Source organism: Cupriavidus sp. 01L45 (assembly GCF_056399885.1).
This window is the reverse complement of sequence record NZ_JBFTSG010000042.1, coordinates 32,611-53,318: the sequence shown is the minus strand read 5'-3', so window position 1 is coordinate 53,318 and position 20,708 is coordinate 32,611. Positions and strand designations below refer to the sequence as shown.

General features: G+C 64.7%; 18 protein-coding genes. 11 read left to right on the top strand and 7 right to left on the bottom strand.

Annotated features, from left to right (window positions below; translation table 11 throughout):
- The first annotated feature begins 353 nt into the window (after positions 1-353).
- Positions 354-3,119, top strand: a complete 2,766-nt coding sequence (locus tag AC1DT6_RS26455) for a UPF0182 family membrane protein (protein ID WP_441626008.1) — start codon at positions 354-356, stop codon at positions 3,117-3,119.
- Positions 3,120-3,158: 39 nt separating this feature from the next.
- A complete protein-coding gene (locus AC1DT6_RS26450) occupies positions 3,159-3,797 on the top strand; it encodes an MFS transporter (protein ID WP_441626006.1) in 639 nt (212 codons plus the stop codon).
- Between the two features lie 250 nt (positions 3,798-4,047).
- On the opposite strand, the gene AC1DT6_RS26445 is transcribed toward AC1DT6_RS26450, so the two are convergent.
- The gene (locus tag AC1DT6_RS26445) at positions 4,048-5,580 is read right to left on the bottom strand and encodes a CYTH and CHAD domain-containing protein (protein WP_477115007.1); all 1,533 of its coding nucleotides are present in this window, start codon (positions 5,578-5,580) and stop codon (positions 4,048-4,050) included.
- A 310-nt stretch (positions 5,581-5,890) separates the two neighbouring features.
- Between AC1DT6_RS26445 and AC1DT6_RS26440 the strand changes: the two genes are divergently transcribed.
- The 7 genes from AC1DT6_RS26440 (at position 5,891) to AC1DT6_RS26410 (ending at position 12,052) form a co-directional block, all read left to right on the top strand.
- A complete protein-coding gene (locus tag AC1DT6_RS26440; protein WP_441626002.1) occupies positions 5,891-6,145 on the top strand; it encodes a hypothetical protein in 255 nt (84 codons plus the stop codon).
- A gap of 89 nt (positions 6,146-6,234) precedes the next feature.
- The gene (locus AC1DT6_RS26435) at positions 6,235-6,465 is read left to right on the top strand and encodes a hypothetical protein (RefSeq protein ID WP_477115006.1); all 231 of its coding nucleotides are present in this window, start codon (positions 6,235-6,237) and stop codon (positions 6,463-6,465) included.
- A gap of 263 nt (positions 6,466-6,728) precedes the next feature.
- Positions 6,729-7,166, top strand: a complete 438-nt coding sequence (locus tag AC1DT6_RS26430; protein WP_441625999.1) for a MarR family winged helix-turn-helix transcriptional regulator — start codon at positions 6,729-6,731, stop codon at positions 7,164-7,166.
- Between the two features lie 37 nt (positions 7,167-7,203).
- The gene (locus AC1DT6_RS26425; protein WP_441625997.1) at positions 7,204-8,676 is read left to right on the top strand and encodes an efflux transporter outer membrane subunit; all 1,473 of its coding nucleotides are present in this window, start codon (positions 7,204-7,206) and stop codon (positions 8,674-8,676) included.
- Between the two features lie 51 nt (positions 8,677-8,727).
- Positions 8,728-10,011 (top strand): HlyD family secretion protein, encoded by a 1,284-nt coding sequence (locus AC1DT6_RS26420; RefSeq protein WP_441625995.1) that lies wholly within the window; start codon positions 8,728-8,730, stop codon positions 10,009-10,011.
- A gap of 119 nt (positions 10,012-10,130) precedes the next feature.
- Positions 10,131-11,693, top strand: a complete 1,563-nt coding sequence (locus AC1DT6_RS26415) for a DHA2 family efflux MFS transporter permease subunit (protein WP_441625993.1) — start codon at positions 10,131-10,133, stop codon at positions 11,691-11,693.
- Positions 11,694-11,788: 95 nt separating this feature from the next.
- Positions 11,789-12,052, top strand: coding sequence for a hypothetical protein (locus AC1DT6_RS26410; RefSeq protein ID WP_441625991.1), 264 nt, complete (start codon positions 11,789-11,791; stop codon positions 12,050-12,052).
- Positions 12,053-12,136: 84 nt separating this feature from the next.
- Here the strand turns inward: AC1DT6_RS26410 and AC1DT6_RS26405 are convergent, their stop codons facing one another.
- The 5 genes from AC1DT6_RS26405 to AC1DT6_RS26385 form a co-directional block, all read right to left on the bottom strand.
- Positions 12,137-12,739 (bottom strand): hypothetical protein, encoded by a 603-nt coding sequence (locus AC1DT6_RS26405; protein WP_441625989.1) that lies wholly within the window; start codon positions 12,737-12,739, stop codon positions 12,137-12,139.
- A gap of 19 nt (positions 12,740-12,758) precedes the next feature.
- A complete protein-coding gene (locus AC1DT6_RS26400) occupies positions 12,759-13,154 on the bottom strand; it encodes a nuclear transport factor 2 family protein (protein ID WP_045236895.1) in 396 nt (131 codons plus the stop codon).
- A 238-nt stretch (positions 13,155-13,392) separates the two neighbouring features.
- Complete coding sequence (locus AC1DT6_RS26395; protein ID WP_441625987.1) at positions 13,393-14,547, bottom strand: branched-chain amino acid ABC transporter substrate-binding protein; 1,155 nt, start codon at positions 14,545-14,547, stop codon at positions 13,393-13,395.
- 78 nt (positions 14,548-14,625) lie between these two features.
- Positions 14,626-15,858 (bottom strand): NAD(P)/FAD-dependent oxidoreductase, encoded by a 1,233-nt coding sequence (locus AC1DT6_RS26390; protein WP_441625985.1) that lies wholly within the window; start codon positions 15,856-15,858, stop codon positions 14,626-14,628.
- Complete coding sequence (locus tag AC1DT6_RS26385; RefSeq protein ID WP_441626078.1) at positions 15,858-17,213, bottom strand: amino acid permease; 1,356 nt, start codon at positions 17,211-17,213, stop codon at positions 15,858-15,860. Before AC1DT6_RS26385 ends, AC1DT6_RS26390 begins: the two co-directional genes overlap by 1 nt.
- A 380-nt stretch (positions 17,214-17,593) precedes the next feature.
- Here AC1DT6_RS26385 and AC1DT6_RS26380 point away from each other — a divergent pair, with 380 nt between their 5' ends.
- Positions 17,594-19,015 (top strand): aminotransferase-like domain-containing protein, encoded by a 1,422-nt coding sequence (locus AC1DT6_RS26380; RefSeq protein WP_441625983.1) that lies wholly within the window; start codon positions 17,594-17,596, stop codon positions 19,013-19,015.
- A 49-nt stretch (positions 19,016-19,064) separates the two neighbouring features.
- Here AC1DT6_RS26380 and AC1DT6_RS26375 read toward each other — a convergent pair whose 3' ends face one another.
- Positions 19,065-19,784 (bottom strand): Coq4 family protein, encoded by a 720-nt coding sequence (locus AC1DT6_RS26375; RefSeq protein ID WP_441625981.1) that lies wholly within the window; start codon positions 19,782-19,784, stop codon positions 19,065-19,067.
- Between the two features lie 188 nt (positions 19,785-19,972).
- Between AC1DT6_RS26375 and AC1DT6_RS26370 the strand changes: the two genes are divergently transcribed.
- The gene (locus AC1DT6_RS26370; RefSeq protein WP_441625979.1) at positions 19,973-20,677 is read left to right on the top strand and encodes a Crp/Fnr family transcriptional regulator; all 705 of its coding nucleotides are present in this window, start codon (positions 19,973-19,975) and stop codon (positions 20,675-20,677) included.
- Positions 20,678-20,708: the final 31 nt, after the last annotated feature.

The window sequence follows — 20,708 nt, the reverse complement described above, 5'->3', positions numbered from 1 at the left end:
CGCGGCGCCACCGAATTGCCGGGCCTTACAAGGTTAGGAACTGGCCCGTGCAAATGGCGTAAAGAGGTATTGCCCTGCCATAGAGCTTTCGTAAATCCCGTCTTCACCGCGGTGCCGCTTCATGTACTTGGGCGGGGGCGGTATCGGACGCGCCCCGGCAAGCGTGCTGCGCGGTGATTCCCCACCTACAATTGATTATCCGGGGCGATCCGGCGCGGACCTTTGCTTTGTTGGGAGCCGGCTATCGCGGTCGCCCCGCCAACCCGTTCGGCCAGGTTTCGGGCAGACCGGCAGCGTACCTAGGTCCGGTCACAGCAGGCCATGGATGACGTTCCGGCAAAGGAGCACGATCGATGCGATCGCCAGGCGGATCCGGCACGCGGCTGAGAGGCATTGCCGCCAGGATCGTGGCGGTCGTCGCCGTGCTGATCGTCGTCAGCCGCGTCACCGGCATGCTGGTTGACTGGCTGTGGTTTTCCTCCGTCGGCTACGCGGACGTCTTCTGGACGATCCTCTTTACCCAGGCGCTTCTTTTCGCCGCCGTCTTCGTGGCTTCGGCGGGCGCGATATGGGCGTCGGGATGGCTGGCGCACCGCTACGCGAGCCCTGGCGCCTGGAAGCTGGAGTCGGCATCTCCGCCCGGGATGCCGGAGGTCCTGAGCGAACTGGTCGGCGACGTCGCGCCCCACGTCCACTGGCGCACCGCCATCGCCGGGGCCGCCGTCCTCGTGGGCCTGTTCCTCGCCGTCAGCGAAGCCTCGGACTGGGACATCGCGCTGCGCTATGTCAATCAGGTGCCCTTTGGCAAAGGCGATCCGATCTTTGGCAAGGACATCGGCTTCTACCTCTTCTCGCTGCCCGCCTATATCGCGCTCAGGAACTGGCTGCTATTGCTGCTCGGCTGCAGCGCGGTCGTCGCCGCGGTGGTGTACGGACTGCGCGGCGACATCGCATTCCTGCAGTCGCCGCGCGGGCTTTCGCCAGCAGCCGCCACCCACGGCTCTGTGCTGCTGGGACTGTTCTTCCTGCTGCAGGCCTGGTCTTACTGGCTCGACCGCTTCCTGCTGCTCTACGGCGACAACGGCGTCGTGGTGGGCGCCGGCTATACCGATGTCCATGTCGGGCTGCCGGTCCTGTGGCCGCTGATCGGCCTGGCCACCGCTGCCGCGGTCGCCTCATTGGCCAATATACGCTGGCGGAGCTATCGGATTCCCGCGGCGTCGGCGCTGATCGTGTTCGGCGGCGCATTCGTATTCGCCGTGGCCTACCCGGCGCTGTTCCAGCGCTTCTATGTCAAGCCGAACGAGCTACAGCTGGAAACGCCCTATATCCAGCACAATATTGCGCTGACGCGGGAGGCCTATGGCCTGGCGCAGATCGCGGTAAAGCCGTTTCCGGCCCAACAGAACCTGAATCTCGCCACGCTCCAGGCCAATCGCCCGACCATCGACAACATCCGCCTGTGGGACTTGCAGCCGTTGCGGGATACCTATGCGCAGTTGCAGGAGATCAGGACCTATTACAAATTCCTGGCGACGGACATCGACCGCTACCGGTTTGCCGCCGGCTATCAGCAAGTCATGCTTTCGGCGCGGGAACTGGAGCCGTCGCTGCTGCCGGCAAATGCCCAGACCTGGGTCAACCTGCATCTGCTGTTCACCCACGGCAACGGCGTCGTGATGTCGCCGGTCACGGAGAAATCCGCGGAGGGCTTGCCCTCCCTTTACCTGAAGGATATTCCGCCCGTCTCCAACGGCGGCCCCGCCATCCGCGAGCCGCGCCTGTACTTCGGCGAAGGCGGCAAGGGCTACGTTATCGTCAACGGCAACGCGCCAGAGTTCGACTATCCCAAGGGCGACGAGAACGTCTATACAAACTACAGCGGGCGCGACGGCATCGGCATCGGCAGCCTGGCGCTGCAGGCCCTCTTCGCCTGGCAGTTCGACGATCCCAACATCCTGGTGACCGGCTACATCACACCCTCAAGCCGGATCCTGCTCCATCGCAACATCCAGGACCGGGTACGCACGATCGCCCCGTTCCTCGGCCTCGACCATGACCCCTACATCGTCGCAAGCGGCGGGCGGCTTTACTGGATCCAGGATGCCTATACCACCAGCCGCTGGTTCCCGTACTCCCAGCCGGCCAGCGAAGACGGCGACAACTACATACGCAATGCGGTCAAGGTAGTGATCGATGCGTACAACGGGACTGTCGACTTCTATGTCAGCGATCCCGCCGATCCCATCGTGCGGACGTACCAGCGCATTTTCCCGGGCCTGTTCAAGGCACTGGGCACGATGCCGCAGGACCTGCAGCAACATATCCGCTATCCCGAGGACCTGTTCCTGATCCAGGCGCAGATCTACCGTGCCTACCACATGGAAGCGCCGGAAGTCTTTTACAACCGGGAGGATCTCTGGCAGTTCCCCCGCAAGCTGGCCGACATTGACGCCGGGACCGGGGCCGGGACTGGCGCCGGCGCGCCGATGTCGCCCTACTACATGATTGTTCGGCTCCCGGCGGAGCCGCGCGCCGAGTTCGTTCTGATGCTGCCGATGGTGCCCAGCCGGCGCGAGAACATGATTGCGTGGCTGGCGGCACGCTGCGATCCTCCCGACTACGGCAAGCTCGTCGTCTACGCGTTTCCCAAGGACAAGCTGATCTACGGGCCGTTCCAGATCGAAGCGCGCATCCAGCAGAACACCGAGATCTCCCAGCAGATTTCCCTGTGGAACCAGATGGGTTCGCGCGTCATCCGCGGCCATCTCCAGGTCGTGCCCATCGAGAACGCGATACTCTACGTCTCCCCGCTCTACCTGCGCGCGGAGTCCGGGCAATTGCCCGAGCTGAAGCGGGTGATCGCCGCCTACGGCGACCATGTGGTCATGGAGGAGACCTTGGGCGCCGCACTGGCGGCGCTCTTCAAGGAAGCCGCCCCCGCGGCGGCGCAGCGCCAGGGCACGTCGGACAGCCGCGCCCGCGAGGCACTTGCCCACTATGACCGCGCCATGGAGCGGTTGAAAGCGGGCGACTGGACCGGTTTTGGCGCGGAACTCGATGCCCTCCGGCCACTGCTCGAAGCGCTCGGCGCCGGGCGTTCCAATGAACAAAAATGACGGCCGGCTATGCCACTGGCAACTGGTGACTGGTAACTAATGGCATCCGAGGATGAGGCCCATATCCAGGTAGGCCAGCTGGGCACTGAAATGGCCAGCGGCGGCATGAACAGCGCGCTGCGCGACGCCGCCCGCTTTGCCGAAGTGATACGCAAGGCCACCTCGGGAGACCACCCGGATACCATCGCTGGCAAAGCGGTTCGGATCGAACCATCGCAGGACCATCGAATCGCCGGAGACGTTCGCCAGTGCGGTCCAGGCCGTCTATGCGGCGATCCCCCGCCAGGCACTGCGCGGATATCGGCACCGGCGCTGATCGCGCTGGCCTGCGCGGCGGGCATCCTGCGCTGGTCGATGATCGGCCTGGCCGAAACGGCCAGCGTAGCCATGCTTGCGCAATTGCTGCAAGGCGCCACGCTCGGCTTCACCCAGCTTGGCGCAGCGCAATACATCCGCACCCGCGTACCGGAGCAAGTCATCTCCAGCGGCACCGGGCTTTACGCAGCCTGCGCTGGCCTGCTGACAGCCAGCTGTGTACTGCTGGGCAGCTTCCTCTTCGCCAGCGTCGGCGGACGCGCCTTCCTGCTGACTTCGGCCATGTGCGGCGCCGGCCTGGCGGCGGCGCTTGCCTTGCAAGCGCATGAGGCACGGCAGGCAAGCGGCCTGGATGCAGGATGAGTCAACGGGCCGGGCGGACATCGAACGGGAAAGCCGCCGGGTAGTCTGCGCTCCGTCCTTGCGGGTGAAGCGCCGCTTCCCGTCGTCGCGCATGGCGGCATGCGGATCGCCGGCGGGGTAGCTCACCGCGTCGCCCGGCGTGCGGTCCTTCAGATCAAAAGGCAAGCAATCACGATCTGTGCGGATTTCAAGGTGGTGCGCCATGCCACCCGCCGCCAAACCGGCAACCATGCCCGGGAGAAGATGCGCCTTACTGTGGCCGTTCCGTGCGGCGGAACCGCTTCCAGAGCCGTCGCTGATTTTCCCGATCAGCGACGAGGCGTGCCGACAGGAATCCTCTGGCATAGATTGCGCCGCCTGAGACACTTTCGTTGGCCTGCTGAAGACAACCGAGGAGGTGGCCAGCCACGGCCATGTCATTGCCCCAGCCAAGGTCATCCTGCAGCCTGGCGAGCACGCCGCGAAAATTGTCCAGCGACTTCCGCCGGAACAGCGACGCGAAAAATTCGGTTGCATAGCGCAGCTTCTTTGCGGCAATACGAGCGCGATGCCGCCGTGGCGCGTCGAGCTTGTGCAGCCCTCGCCCGCGACGGACAAGCTTGCGATGGCGCGCGCGCAGCACATCGCGAGCCAGCTCGCTTGCCGGCATGGCCAGCAGCATTTGCTTTGACGGTTCCGCATCCCCCTGCCAGGACGCAACCGCCATCCAGTGTCCCAGCGCGAGAACCAGCCGCGCATAGCGCGCGGAACGAACCGCTTCGGCGGCATCATGCCGTCGAGCACTCGCAATCTCCGCGGCGGCCTCGCTGACACGCCGAAGACCAGGGAGGTCCTCCTCCCCCGCCGAAACCTGAGGCAGCGTCGAATGGGCAAGCACCTCCCAGTCCCTGGACTTGCCCAACTCGCCTGCAATCCATTTGATTTCGTCCTGCAGCTCGGCGGGCAGCGTGACCACGCCGGAGAACATATCGAGCGCAGAGCGAAAACGGCGTAGCCCGACGCGCATCTGATGTACGCCCTCCGGCGACTGCGCGCTCGCGACTACAGCTTCGTTGGCGTGGACTTGCGCAAGGCAGTTCCGCGCGATCTCCCGGAAAGCATCCCCCACGGAGCCCTGCCGCTCCAGCACGAGCGGCTTCGCACGCACGGCTTTCGGCTTCTCGCAGACAAGCAGGCCGTAGCCGCGATCGCCTTTGCTCGCCAGGCTAAGGCGCACCGGCACCGTGTCGGCCAGATTCAGCGCCAGTGCATAGAGGTGGTCCGCCTTGCCACGCTTGAGTTCCAGCTCCAGTTCGGAAAATGACTGGCTTGATTCGCCGGCAACCACGGTACAGGTATCGATCGCGAGCTCGACTTCATCTCCCTCGGGAAGCCCTAGCAGCCACACAGTGCGACAAACGTCCGTACAGAACGCCGGTGCCAGTTGCTCCTGTAGCTGGTGCGTCTTCATCACCGGTGAGAGTGGCGATGTCTCAGGCACGATCGCCAGCAATGCAGCGATATCGGGCGCGTTACCGGCAACCGGCGTTTCGTACTCTTCTCGCTCGAACAGGCCCGCACGGCGTGCGCCCGCTGACTTCAAGGTCTGCACATAGTGACCGGCCGCCTGACGAACCCGGAGCGATGCGGCCTGCCGCCAGAGCAGCAGATCCGGTGTGTCGAAATAGTCGCTACGCAACGCTTCCTCGCGCGGCGGTTCCACCTGCAATGTCGGGAGCAGGGGAAGGTCGCGCAGCACGTGAGACTGTTCCTGCGCAAGCTCGAACTTCAGTGCCCTCTCCATGGCATGTCTCCCCGCCTGAACCACGAACGTGCGTTTGAAAGGTGCTACGGGATTTTCCGGCGGGCGGGCCGCCACCCATGCCGCGCAAGCGGTCTCCGGGAAATTCCCTGAGGAACGCTAGCCTGCGAATTGATATCCTAAGGTTAGACCCTCGTTAATGCCTGGAGGGTCGCACATTGCGTCGGGAAGACATCCGTTCGCCCGCGTATGCACATCCAGCCAACACGGCGGGTGGAGCCGCAAGAAAGTTGAGCCGGAGTTCGCCACTGCGCGCTGGCGGACTCCGTGCACACCATAACAGCGAGAGTGCATGGAAAGTAACAAGCGCGCCGGCTATTACGAATTTAAGGCCTACACCGAGCCACTTACGAATGGAAAGCACCAGGGATTCGTTCTTGTCCGCCATCACACACTTGCCGGGACACTGCAGACGGTGTTTCGCGCGGGACGGCCTTCCATGGAAGAAACCGAGGCCTTTGCCATGGCCGAGACGCGGGTCGCCGATCTCATTGAACTGATCGGCAGCGGTCGGCTGCCCCCGTCTTCGCGGGCGCATCCCGGCTAGCTGCCTTGGGACGAACGCCGTGGAAGTGGTCGCTACGCCAGTTGAAATTCGAGCCCCCATTTACAGCAGCACTGAGAGCCCCGGAACCTATGTCCAAGACCATCAAGAAGCAGTACCTGAAGGCGCTCAACCGACGCCTGAAGAAGGAATCGGCAGGCCGGTTCGACACGGTGTTTGTCTTCTATCCAGTGGGCTCAAAGCCGAAAARGGCGACCGGCGTGACAGCAAGCGCGCCCGCCGATGAGCAGGTCCTCGCAGTCATGGACGCGGTCCAGGCTCGCGTATTCGCCAGGTTCGAGGATTCGGCAAAGCGCGGATAGGCAGATATTCCGGCGAYGGCAGGCCGCGTCGACGCCATGACGCAAATGCAACCCGGGCCGTAGACTAGTTCCCTTTTTGCTTATCCCACGGCCTCTTCTCCCGCGCGATGAGGTTCCGGGCTTCATGCTGCTGAAAGCTCACCATACAAATCGGCGGCTTGGACGAGCTCAACCGTCGCGCAGCGCTGCAGGCCAAAAATCCATCTTGCATATATCTGACTTATCAACTACTGTTTCGTCAATAACATCGATGAGGTCTCACCGTGGATCATTACTCGAAGGAGAACTATCAGCTCATGCAGAGCGTAGGGTTCTTTCTCAACCGTGCCCGCGACGGCCTCCTGATCGAAATGGATGCGGCTCTGAGAGACCTGGACATCACTGCCCAGCATATGGGGATTCTGCTCCTCCTGACGCGTGGCGAGGCCCACACGCCGTTCGAGATGAGCAAGCTGCTCTGCATCGACAGCGGCCTGATGACCCGCATGCTGGACAAACTGGAAAGCAAGGGCCTGCTGGCGCGCAGCCGTAGCGTCGACGATCGCAGGATGGTCAACCTGACGCTGACGGAGAAGGGCATGGCCGTCGCAGAGCGCATTCCGGAAGTGGCGCCGAAGGTGCTCAATGCCCGACTGAAGATGTTCAGCCCGGAGGAATTCACTGAATTTCGCCGGCTCCTTGCCAAATTTGCGAATATTTGATCGCTTTTTTTTGCTTATTTAACTGACAGGTCAGATAATGTACAATCAGATTACCTCCTCGACACGCCGCTTTGCCGGCCCCGCGCTCTCGGTGTTGATGGCGGCGGTCCTGGCCGGCTGCGCCAACTATGCCGGCATCCACAGCGACAAGCACATCGCCGAAGCCACTGCCTACGCCACCACGCAGAGCATCCCCGCCGAGCAAGGCCGCTGGCCTTCGGCGGACTGGACCGACCAGTTCGGCGATGCCCAGCTCATGACGCTGATCGGCGAAGCGCTGCAAGGCAGCCCGTCGCTGGAAAAGGCCCGGGCTCGCGTGGCGGCCGCCACGGCGCTCAGCGAGGGAGCCAATGCCAATACGCTGCCGCAGGTAGGCGCCGGCTATTCCTGGACGCGGCAACGTTTCTCGGAAAGCACGCTCGTGCCGCCCCCGTTCGCCGGGTCCTGGCAGTCGGAGAACAAGGCTGTCATCAACGCCTCTTATGAACTCGATCTGTGGGGCAAGAACCGCGAAGCCCTGAAGTCCGCCGTATCCGCGGTGCACGCCAGCGAGGCCGAGGCGGAACAGGTGAAGCTGACGCTAAGCAGCGCGATTGCCCGGGCCTACAACGAACTGGCCCGCCTCTACGCGCTGCACGACATTGCGCAGGACGAAGTGAAGCAGCGCCGTGGCGTGCTGCGCGTGACTAACGGGCGCGTGACCATGGGACTGGAGACCGAGGTCGAGAAGCGCACCGCCGAAGCCAACCTGGCCGCCAGCGAAGTCGCGCTCTCCTCGCTCGACGGCAATATCCAGCGCACGCGCTACCAACTGGGCGCGCTGCTCGGCCAGGGTCCGGACCGTGGCCTGGCGATCAGCCGCCCTGCCCTGGCCACCGGCGACGAAGTCCGCCTGCCCGACAACCTGCCGGCCGATCTGGTCTCGCGCCGTCCCGACATCGTCGCCGCTCGCTGGCGCGTCGATGCCACCCTGCATGACATCAAGGTGGCCAAGGCGGAGTTCTATCCGGACATCAACCTGTCCGCCGCGATCGGCCTCGACGCCTTTGGCTGGGGCCGCTTCCTGCGCGCTGCCAGCCGCACGGCCTCGGCCGGTCCCGCGATTCACCTGCCGATCTTCGATGGCGGCGCGCTGCGCGCGCAGCTCAAGGGCCGCTACGCCGATTTCGACTTTGCCGTCGCGAACTACAACGAGACCCTGGTGAACGCCCTGACCGATGTTGCGACCCAGCTCTCCGATATTCGCGCCTTCGACACGCAGATCGACAGCGCGCTGCGCAGCGACACCGCCGCGCAGCGCGCGCTGACCCTGGCTCTGGCGCAGTACAAGGCAGGCCTGACCAACCAGCTCACCGTTCTGAACGCGCAGACCAATGCACTCTCCAGCAGCCAGGCGGTAGCCAACCTGCGCATGAATCGCCGCGACCGGCAGATTGCCCTCGCCGCGGCGCTGGGTGGCGGCTACACGGATGCCTCTGACTCAACCAGACAGGCGGCACAGTCCCGCTAACTCCGCTCTCAACGAAAACAAACACGAACGCGAAAACGAACAGGTGACACCATGAACGAAACGACCAAGACCGACCAGGCTACCGCCGAAGCCCAACCCGCCAAGTCCTCCACGCAAAACACCCGCAAGCGGCTGCTTGCCTTGCTCGGCCTGGCCAGCGCGCTCGCCGTGGCCGGCTACGGCGCCTACTACTACAGCGTGGCGCGCTTTCACGAGGAAACCGATGACGCCTATGTCAACGGCAACCTGGTCCAGCTCACGCCGCAAGTCATCGGCACGGTGATCGCGGTCAATGCCGACGATACGCAGATCGTGAAGGCCGGCGAGCCGGTGGTATCCCTCGACGCCGCCGATGCCAGGGTTGCGCTCGCCAGCGCCGAGGCCGCGCTGGGCCAGACCGTACGCCAGGTCAGCGCCCTTTATGTCAACAACAACGTGCTCGACGCCACGGTGCGGCAACGCCAGGCGGACCTCGCCCGCGCCAGGGACGACCTGCGCCGCCGTACCGAGGTGGGCGAAGCCGGCGCCGTAGCCGCCGAAGACGTGGCGCACGCCCGCGATGCGGTCAAGGCCGCCGAAGCCGCGCTTGATAGCGCTCGTCAGCAACTGGCCTCGAACCATGCGTTGACGGACCAGGCGTCCGTTGCCGACCACCCCGGCGTGCTCGCCTCCGCGGCCAAGGTGCGTGACGCGTATCTGGCCAATGCCCGCAACACGCTTCCCGCCCCGGTCACGGGATACGTGGCGCGGCGTTCGGTGCAGGTAGGCCAACGCGTTGCCCCCGGCACGCCGCTAATGGCCATCGTGCCGCTCGACGGCGTTTGGGTGGACGCCAATTTCAAGGAAGTCCAGCTCAAGCACATCCGCATGGGCCAGCCGGTCGAACTGCATGCCGACCTGTACGGCGGCAGCGTGACCTACCACGGCAAGGTGGTGGGCTTCTCGGCCGGCACCGGCAGCGCCTTCTCCGCGCTGCCCGCGCAGAACGCCACCGGCAACTGGATCAAGGTCGTGCAGCGCCTGCCCGTGCGTATCCTGCTCGATCCGGCGGAACTGCGCGCGCACCCGCTGCAGATCGGCCTGTCGATGCAGGTCGACGTGGCAACCCACACGGCCACCGGCTCGCAGCTCGCCACCGGCGGCGAAACGCCATATCGCACGACCTATCGCACCGATGTGTTCCAGCGCTATGGCGAAGAGGCCGACCGCGAGATCACGCGGATCATTGCACAGAACAGCAACGGCAAGTCCGGCACGGACGTGGCGAAGCTGCCGGCGCAGCGTACGGCGCAAGGCGCGAAGCCTCAGCCGCTCATGCAAGCGGCCGGGGCCTGAGCACCGCAATGCACCAGCCCTCTCTCGTCCATTTATCTGACATATCAGATTACTAGCCGGACCGCTGCCGCAGATCGTGCGGCGGCTGCCCCAGAGCGAATCTCTTTCGGAACGCCCCCATGCAATCCCCAGCCCAGACCCAGACCGCACCCGCCCCGCTCACCGGCGGCAAGCTCGTGCTGGGAAGCTTCGCCGTGGCCCTGGCCACCTTTATGAACGTGCTGGACTCGTCGATCGCCAACGTCGCGATCCCGACCATCTCCGGCAACCTCGGTGTGTCGATCGACGAAGGCACCTGGGTGATCACATTGTTCGCCGCGGCCAACGCCGTCGCGATTCCGTTGACGGGTTGGCTGACCCAGCGTGTGGGTCAGATCCGCCTGTTCGTCACCGCGATCCTCCTGTTCGTGCTGTCGTCCTGGCTGTGTGGCATTGCCCCCAACCTGACCGTGCTGCTCGCCGCGCGGATCCTGCAAGGCGCGGTGGCAGGACCTCTGATCCCGTTGTCGCAATCCATCCTGCTGGGCTCGTATCCCAAGGAGAAGAGCGCCATGGCGCTGGCGCTGTGGGCCATGACCGCCACCGTGGGCCCGATCGCCGGCCCCGCGCTGGGCGGCTGGATGACCGACAGCTACTCGTGGTCCTGGATCTTCTACATCAACGTGCCGGTCGGCCTGTTTGCCGCGGCCGTTACGTGGGCCGTCTACCGCGACCGCGAGACGCCGGCCCGCAAGCTGCCGATCGACCTGGTGGGCCTGGCCTCGCTGATTACCTGGGTCGCCTCGTTGCAGATCATGCTCGACAAAGGCAAGGACCTGGACTGGTTCAACTCCCCGGTCATCATCATCCTGGCCGTGGTGGCGCTGCTCAGTTTCCTCTTCTTCGTGATCTGGGAGTTGACCGAAGAGAATCCGATCATCGACCTGCGCCTGTTCAAGGGCCGCAACTTCCTGGCCGGCACCGTCGCCATCTCGGTTGCCTTCGCGGTCTTCTTTGCCAACCTGGTCGTGTTGCCGCAATGGATGCAACAGTACCTGGCCTACCCGGCCGTCAACGCCGGCCTGGCGACCGCACCGCTGGGGATCTTCGCCGTGCTGCTCACGCCGGTGCTGGGCAAGCTGATGCCCAAGGCGGAATTGCGCGTGCTCGCCACGCTCTCCTTCGTCGGCTTCGCGGCTGTCTTCTTCATGCGTTCCCACTACACCACCGGCGTGGATACCTTCACCCTGGTGCTGCCCACCCTGCTGCAAGGCATTCCGACCGCGCTCTTCTTCGTCCCGCTGACCGCGATCATCCTCTCGGGCCAGCCGCCAGAGAAGATTCCCGCCGCCGCCGGCCTGTCCAACTTCGCCCGCGTCTTCTGCGGGGCGGTAGGTACGTCGCTGGCCACGACCGGCTGGAACAACCGCGCCGTGCTGCACCACGCCCAACTGGCCGAGCAAGCCAGTCCGAACAACCCGCTGTACGGTGCCGCCCTCCAGTCGATCCAGTCGACACTGGGCTTCACGCCGGGCCAGGCCGTCGCGTATTTCGAGCGCAGCCTGAACACGCAAGCCATCATGCTGGGCCTGAACGACATCTTCTGGATCTCGGGTGTGATCTTCATCATGATCGTGCCGCTGATCTGGCTAACCAAGCCGGTCAAGGGCCAGGTATCGGAGGCCGCCGCGGCCGCGCACTGAAGCGTCCGTTTCGCATGAGGTCAATCTGACTTTGCGCGTCGCAAGGACGGATTGCCTCCCAGCAAGGACCATCCACTGATAAGCCGGAGCCATCGATGATGCAACGCACTTTCCGCATTGCCGCCGGCAAGCGAATCGGCCGTGCGTCGTACCGCCTTGCCGCCGCTAGCTGGCGCAGCGCGTCCTTCCTGTTGGTGATGGCAACGCAAACGATGACCGCTTCGATGGTCGGCGCCCTGCTGCTGATGACACTGGCGTGCTCGTTGTACGCCATCGGAATGGGACTGGGACATGTGGGCGGCGTCCTGCGCTACTCGCGCTCCTCCCCGCTCGTCGCGGCCGTCAATGAAAGCCCTTAACGCCAGGACTTGCGCGTCTTTCGACGCCAGGACACATGCGAGGCCAGCCAACCGCGGCGAGCCGCGCAGGCACGCTACAAGCGCCTAGGCCTTCGGTGGACGCCCGGTCTTGACGGCTTCGACTTTCGAGACCGCAGCCAGCAATTGCTTTGGCGACGTCGCGGCAAGAAGCAGCAAGCCTGCTCGCAGAAGCTCGCTCTTCTTGATGTGCACACCCGCATCGAGGCATCGCTGCTTGAGTTCATCGATTCTTGCGTAGTCGGACTTTGGCATCGTGAAGCTGTCACGCAGCACCTTTTCCTTCTTGGCACCCGGCGCCTTTTTCGGCACGGCCGAGCCGGCGCGAGCTTCCACCTTTGGTGCCTTGCTCTTGTCGGCCCTCGTCACTGACTTCTTGCTATCCAAGCCCCGCGGCGCTTTGCCCTTGGTTGCGGATGCGGCACTAGTGGCCACGTCCGCGCTCTTCGGAAAATGAAATGCCTTTTTCGTGGGCGGCTTGATGATCGGTGAGTTCACGGCAGATTTGAATGAAAAACGGAATAAACAGTATATACCGTTTATCGGCGACTTCCCGCGCCGCGCCGGTTCGAGTTCGCCGGTGCGGTGCAGCCGGTGCCCCGGCGACCAGGCTCGGATGCACGCGTCGGTGGACCAGCTAGCATCCGGGTTCTGCCTGCGGAAGGTCACAAGCCGCACCCGCCGCCGCTTATCTGGTTTTTTCTTGCGGCGCTGCGCTGAACGTCTTGTTGGAAATCTTCCACACGCCGTCGATCTCCAGCAGCGTCATGTAGTCCGTGAATGTCACTTCCGGATATTGCAGTACAACCTTGGCGCTGCCGGCATTGCCGACGACGTCGAAATGCGTGATGAAGCGTTTGCGCTGAGCTTCATCAGGTGCGGGTTGGCCCTGAAAGCGAGCGGAGAATTCATCGACGCTCAGGGAGTGCAGCACGCCATCGCGAAACGAGACAATCCTCGCGTCCGGATGGAAAGCCAGGCGCATATATTCGGCCTTGCCGGTGATATGGGCTTTCAGGTAGTTCTCGATCGGCTCGAGAGCCGGTACATGTGGTGACGTCAGGCCTGCTTCACAAAATGTCATATTGTCCTCCGAACCCATGATCAGCTTGGGCCGATGCCCGCGCCGCGCTCTTTACTGCGGTTGATTGTATTCTATTTTTGCATACAAAAACAACGGCGATGGCGCCTCTTTTATTGGCTGGCGGCTCTTGGCAGCAAGCGTGGGAAACGGACCGTCAAATAAAGGCATTTGCCCGCTCCATCCCACCTTGACGCTATCGGGACTCTCTTCCCCGCCGCCGGTCCGGGACCAGGCGCGGTCAGTTCCCGCCTTCGCCGCCCAGCGTCCTGACGCTCTTCCACTGCCCCTGCCGGACTTCGAACAGCGTATAGGGCGGCTTGATCAGGTCACCGTAGGGATCGAATGCGATCTTGCCGGTGACGCCAGTCACAGTCACCTTCGCCAGGCTGTCGACGATCTTCTTCCGGTCGAGCGAGTTGGCATCGTGGATCGCCTTGATCATCGCGAGCGCCGCGTCGTAGGCAAACGGCGCGTACAGTTCGACATCCTGGTTGAAGCGCGCCTTGTAGCGCTTGCCGAACTCCTGCGCCGCGGGCAGCTTGTCCAGCGCGGGTCCGGGCTCCAGGTCCTGCGTGCCCTCGCCGGCCGTGCCGGCGATCTGCAGGAAGGCATTGCTCTTGAGCGCGCCGGCGCCGAACAATTGCGCCTGCATGCCCAGCGAGCGCATCTGCTTGACCACCATCGCGCCTTGCGCATCCAGGCCGCCGAAGAAGATCACGTCGACATTCCGGCCCTTGAGCGTGGTCAGGATCGGGCGGAAATCGACGGCCTTGTCGCTGGTGAACTCGCGGCGGACGATGCTGCCCTTGGCTTCCTTCACGCCCCTCTCGAAGGCATCCGCGAGGCCTTGTCCGAAGGCCGTGCTGTCATCGATGATGCCGATCCGCCGGGCCTTGACCTGTTCGACCACGAAACGCCCGGCAACGACGCCGCCCACGCCGTCATGCCCCATCGTGCGGAACACATTCCTGAAGCCTTGCTTGGTCAGTTGCGGATTGGTCGAGCCGGGCGTGATCATGGCGATACTGGCCTGGTGATACACCGCCGATGCGGGGATGCTGCATCCCGAGTTGTAGTGGCCGATCACACCGACGACGCCGTCGTCGTCCAGTTTCTGCGCAACCTGCATGGCCACGCGCGGGTCCGCCTGGTCGTCCTGCACATCCAGCACGAACTTGACCGGCGCGCCGCCGACCGTCGGGCTCCTGGCGTTCTCCTCGTCGAGCGCCAGTTGCGCGCCATACTGCAGATCCTTGCCGACCCGCGCGACCGAGCCGGTCAGCGGCGCGACAAAACCGATTTTCACGACCTTGGGCTCGGCGGCCCGGGTCAGCGGCGCTTGCGCGGACAGTGCGCAAACTGCCAGGCTCAACAGACAATGGCGGCGATTCATGATGCGCTCCTTGCGAGATATGGTGTCGCGCCTGGGGATAAGCGACCGGCCGATGCGCGACATGTCGGAGTCGTATGGCTAGAAACGGGTTGCCGCATACGGCGCAAGATCGAGCACGGGGCTGCGCCGCGCGACCAGGTCCGCGACCACGCGGCCGCTGATGCCCGCCAGCGTCAGGCCCAGGTGCTGGTGGCCGAATGCGTAGATCACGCGGTCGCTGGCGCGTGAATGCCCCAGCACCGGCACGCCATCGGGCAGCGTCGGGCGAAAGCCCAGCCAGCTGCTGTCCGGCTCCCTGAGCGCGGGCAAGGCGCGCCGCGAGGAAAATGTCAGCAGGTCCAGCAGCGAGCGACTACGCGTGTCGCTGAATCCGCCCAGTTCGACCGTGCCCGCCACCCGGATACCGTCGCGCATCGGTGTCATGTAGAAGCCGCGTTCGGCCCAGCCGACCGGCCGCGAGATCAGTTGCGCCGCGCCGGCATAGCGCACGTGATAGCCGCGCTCCGTATCGAGCGGCACCCTGTCGCCGCACTGCTTTGCGAACTTCGCCGAACGCGCGCCGGTGGCGATCACCACATGATCGTAGCCACGCTGCGCCATGCCTTCGGCAACCACCGTCACGCCGCCCGCCGTGGGTTGCACGGCGCTTACCCCGGCATGTTCGAGTTTCAATCCGCGCGCGGCCAATTGCGCGTGGAGCGCCAGCAGGAAGGCATGCGGATCGGAGAAGTGCCAGCTGTCGCTGAAGAGAACGCCGCGCTCGAAGATCGGCGCAAGCGCGGGTTCGAGCTGTTGGATATCTCCCGCGCCGACAACGTCGAATTTCACGCCAAGTTTGCGCCGCAGATCCAGCGCGGGCCGTGCCCCGTCAAACGACGATGCACTGGAGTAGAGGTACAGGCATTCCCGCGCCCGCACGAATTGCGCAAGGCCGGGATCGGCCAGCAGCGGCGCATATCCGTCCTGCGCATGACTCAGCAAAGCGGCCAGGGCGCCGGCGCTGGCCTCATAGCGGCGCGGCAGCGAACTCATCATGAAGCGGCCGAGCCAGGGCGCGAGCTGCGGCAGGTAGCCCCAGCGCAGCCGGAGCGGGCTCTGGCTCGACAGCAGGAAGCGCGGCAGGTCCCGGAACACGGATGGGTTGTTCACGGGAATGCACCCATAGTGCGCGAACGTGCCCGCGTTGCCGTACGACGCGCCTTGCCCCACACCGGACGGGTCGAACAGGGTCACGTCGTGCCCGTCGCGCATCAGCCAGGCGGCGCTGGCAAGCCCGATGAAGCCGGCGCCGATGATGGCGACTTTCGCCATTACTTTCTCCCTTGCAGTATGGGCACACCGATGGCCGAACGGTAGCCGGTTGCCGTCGCGTCGTCGGTGCGGCGCTTCGCACACAGCCAGTAGGCCGCCAGCGCAACCGCAAGACTCGCGACGCTGGCCAGCAGTTGCGGCCGCAGCTCCGCATCGGCGGCCATCGCCAGCAGCACGCCGGCGATGGCCGCTACCACAGCGTACGACAACCACGGGAACAGCCACATCTTGAGCGTCAGGCGCTGGGGCGCGGCGGCCTCGATGCGCCTGCGCAGGCGTATCTGCGAGACCGCGATCGCCAGGTAGACGAAGAGCATGATCGCACCCGACGCATTGACGAGATAGAGGAACACGCCTTGCGGCGAGACAATGGCCGCGACGATGGCAACATAGCCGACCATGCTGCTCAGCAGCACGCCCAGGCGCGGTACCTTGTGCGCCGAAAGCTTCAGCAGGCGGCCCGGCGCATCGCCGCGCTCGGCCAGGCGGAACAGGATGCGCGACGACACATACAGCCCGGAATTCAGCGCCGACAGCACGGCGACCAGCACGATCGCGTTCATGATGTCCGCGGCGCCGGGCACGTGCATCGTTTCCAGCGCGGCGACGAAGGGCGAATAGCCGACCTTGATCTGCGCCCACGGCACGATGCAGGCAATGACGAACATCGAGCCAACGTAGAACGTGATCACGCGCAGGATCACGGAGCGCGTCATCGCCGCAACGCTCTTGCCGGGGTCGTCGGATTCGGCGGCGGCAATGGTTGCGATTTCCGCGCCACCCACGGCGAAGATCACGGTCGGCACCCCGGCAAAGATCGACATGGCGCCGAAGGGCAGGAAGCCGCGGTCGCCGGTCAGGTGCGCGGCCGTTTCGTGCCACGACGAAAAGCCAAGCAGATAGCCCGCGCCGATCGCGATAAACACGATGATCGCCGCTACCTTGATCGATGCGAACCAGTACTCGAACTCGCCATATGACTTCACCGACATCAGGTTGATGACGGTCATCACCGACAGCAGCACGAGGCCGATCGCCCACACCGGCGCGGGTATCCAGCGCTGCAGGATGGCGGCGCCGGCCACCGCCTCCACGGCGACCACGATGACCCAGAAATACCAGTACAGCCAGCCATTGGTGAAGCCGGCCCAGTTGCCCAGCCCGAGGCGCGTGTATTCGGTGAACGAACCGATGCCGGGGTTGGCGAGCGCCATTTCGCCAAGCATCCGCATGACGAACAGCACGACGATGCCGGCCAGCAGGTAGCTCAGGCATGCCGCCGGCCCCATCGCGCTGATCGTGGCGCTGCTGCCGACGAACAGCCCCGCGCCGATGATGCCGCCGAGCGAAATCATCGTCACATGCCGCTGCCGCAGGGACTTGCCAAGGTCGGCCGGGGCCGGGGGGTTGGATGGGGCCGGCGTCGGGCGTGCCGGTCGCGATAATGCTTGATCTGCCACGGGTGTCTCCTCCTGTAATACAGTTCGGGTCGTGCTGCCGGACTGAGGGCATACAAACGACACAAATATCGTCACACAAAACTTTTTTGAGTGCAATTTGTTTGTCTTTGTGTGGACGTCGGTATTTTCCCTGAGCCCAGTGGAATTGTTGCGTGGAAAGCCTGCCGCTGGCCGGATAGCGACGCGACAGGTTAATATGTGGCTAGCGAGTGGATCTGACTCTCCGCGCGGCGCGACCGCAAGCCAAAGGGTATTTGTATGGAGATCAAAACGGGATGAATACTGAGACACACCACACAAACGACGGCGACGATCTCCAGACAAAAGTACGTCAGGCGCCATACCTGGAAGTCTCGCGTGCGCTGGAAGAGAAGGTGCGCAGCGGCGTCTACCCCACTGGCAGCCGGCTGCCCGCCCAGCGCGACCTGGCCGTGGAGCTGGGCATCAATGTCTCGACCGTATCGCGGGCCTACAAGGAATTGCAGGCCCGCGGTCTGATCGTGGCCAGCAAGCGGCGCGGGTCCATCGTCACCGGGGGTGCGATGCCGTCCGTCCAGGCCAGGCCGGCGCGCAGCGCGACCGGCGAAGCGTCGAATACCGTCATCGACCTCACGGTCAACCGGCCGGCAACGGGCGAGTTCCTGGCGCAGCTTGCGCGGACGATGGGCGCCGTCCCGCGCGATCCGCGCTATCCGGAAACGCAGGAGTACCAGCCGCCGCAGGGACCGGACTGGGCGCGCGCCGCCGGCGCGCGATGGATGGCGGCGCCGGGTTTCACGCCCGCGCCGGAGAACGTGGTCGTTACCAGTGGCGCGCAGCATGGTCTCTACGCGGTGCTGAGCAGCCTGATGGGCCACGACGGCGTGATCCTCTCCGACCAGCTCACCTACTACGGGCTGAAGGCGCTCGCACCGGTGTTCCAGTTTGAACTCGTCGGCATTCCCAGCGACGACGAAGGCCTGTTGCCCGAGCAACTCGAAGATGCGTGCCGGCGCCTGCGCGTCAAGGCCATCTTCACCGTGCCCAACCTGCAGAACCCAACGGTAGTGACGATGAGCCTGGCGCGGCGCGCGGCGCTGGTCGACATTGCGCGCCGGCACCACATCGCCATCATCGAGGACGATGTCTACGGCCCGCTGTTGCGCACGCGCCTGCCCACGATTGCCAGCCTGTGTCCGGAGCTGACCTTCCATGTCACGTCGACATCGAAGGTCCTCGCGCCGGGACTGCGGGTGGGCTATGTGCTGACGCCGCCCAACGGCGCCGCGCTGGCGGCCGAAGCGGTGCGTACCACGGCGTGGATGCCCGCGCCGCTATCGACGCTGATCGCCACGCGCTGGATCGAGGACGGCACGGCGCAGTGCATTCTCGATGCCCAGCGCGCGGAGCTCGCGGTGCGGCAGGAGCTTGCGCGCGAACTGTTGCCCAAGGCGCATCTGAAGAGCGATCCGGCCTGCATGTTCGTCTGGCTGCGCGTGCCGGCGCCGTGGCGCTCGGACGACTTCGCGGCGAATGCGCTGGCGCGCGGCGTCAACACCATGCCGGCCTCGGCATTCGCTGTGGACCGCTCAACCAGCGAGCACGGCGTGCGGATCAACCTCGCCTGCGCCGCCTCGCGCGATCAGTTGGTGAGCGCATTGCGGATCGTGGCGCAGACGCTGCGCGACCGGCCGCGCGCGCTGTTCGGAACCATCTGAGGCTGGCCGCCCGGCATGGCGCGGCCCTTGGCCGGTCCCACCGGCCCGGTCAGGCCCATTGCTTCTCGGGACAATCCAGGTACGCAATGGGCTCGGCGATGCCGAGCCGTGCGCGCGCCGCGTCGAGCGGCTCGTGCAAGAGCGCCTCATAATCCTCGCCGAGCAGCCACGTTGCCTTGCGGCCGTTGCGATACCCCTCGATCACGGCACGCGCATAGGCGGTGGTGCCAGTCTTGCGCAGGCTCTTCAGCGCGGCGGCTGCCGCAATGAACGCCCAGCCAAGGCCGCCGGTCTGCGCGTAGCTGAACGCCACCAGCGCCGCCTCGCCCAGGTTCTCGTCGGCCTTGTAGCCGGTCAGCGCATGCCAGATGTCGTGAACGTCGCGGGTTCGCCTGGCGCTCCAGGCGTAGGGACTCTCGATGAGCGGCTCCCGGTTGATGTTCGAGACTTCGGCGAGGCCGGCGGCGCTGTATCCCGTTTCCTCGAGAAACGCGCGGTAGGCAGCGCCGAGCGTGCCCGGCGCGAAGCTCGCGATAAACGCCGGATCGGAGAACCGCTCCGCCAGCTCGACGCGCCGATAGGCCTGCTTGCGCCCCTGCGGCGTCTTCATGAGCCGGTCGAAATTCTTCGCCGCGGCGGGCCCGTTGAGCGCGCGCATGATGAGGAACACCTGCGTCGTATCGTCGCCGTTCGCGAGCAGCTTGCGGATCGCGCGAAATGCGGCGGGTAAATCACGCTTGTAGAGATCGGGGGCGGTCTGGGTGGCCATTGCCTCGTTCCTGTTGATGACGTCATTGCCGGGACCGCGACGCCGCCAGCCGCTGACGTTGCGGTTTTCATGCTTGCGCCCTCGTTTACGAGGGTTTTCATCTAGGGGTCGTCACGACAAGTGAGGATCTTTGCCGGAAATGGCCGAATACAATGTCGTCTTCCTGACATAAAGCCAAGAATGTCGCTGTGTCAAAGCCATTTACCATCGACGACCGCCTGGCCGCCCTGAAATCCAGTGCCTGGTTTGCAGGCCTGACTGCCGGGCTTCAAGGGTGGATCGCCGAGCATTCACGGGTCAGGGCCCTGGCCGCCGGCGAGCCCCTGTTCCGCCGCGGCGATGCGCCGGACGGCCTCTACTTCGTGGTGGATGGCGCGGTCCGGATGACAAGAACCTCCGAGCAGGGCAAGGAGGCGCTGCTTGCCTTTGCCGAGGCGCCGCAATGGTTCGGGGAAATTTCCCTGTTCGACGGCTTGCCGCGCACCCACGATGCTTGGGTGCAAAGCGATGCGTTGCTGCTGCACACACCCCAGTCGGATCTGCTTCACTTTCTTGCGCAAAACCCATCGCACTGGAGAGCGTTCGGGCTCCTGCTCACACAAAAGCTGAGACTGACGCTAAACGCCATCGAAGCGTCGGCATTGCTGCCGGCGCCGGTCAGGCTGGCCCACCGGCTCCTGGCCATAGCCGGCGGCTACGGCGAGCGGCATGGCCGCAGCAAGCGGGTCATCCACGTGCAGCAGGAGGAACTCGGGCTGATGCTCTCCGTCTCCCGGCAGACGGTGAACCAGATCCTCAAGGATCTCGAACTGCGGGGCGTGTTGCACCGCACGCGAGGCGCGATCGAGATCCTGGATATCGAGCAGTTGCGCGCGTTTGCGAATGCGGGCTAATGTCCCGGGCCTGGAACACTGAGCGCCCGAT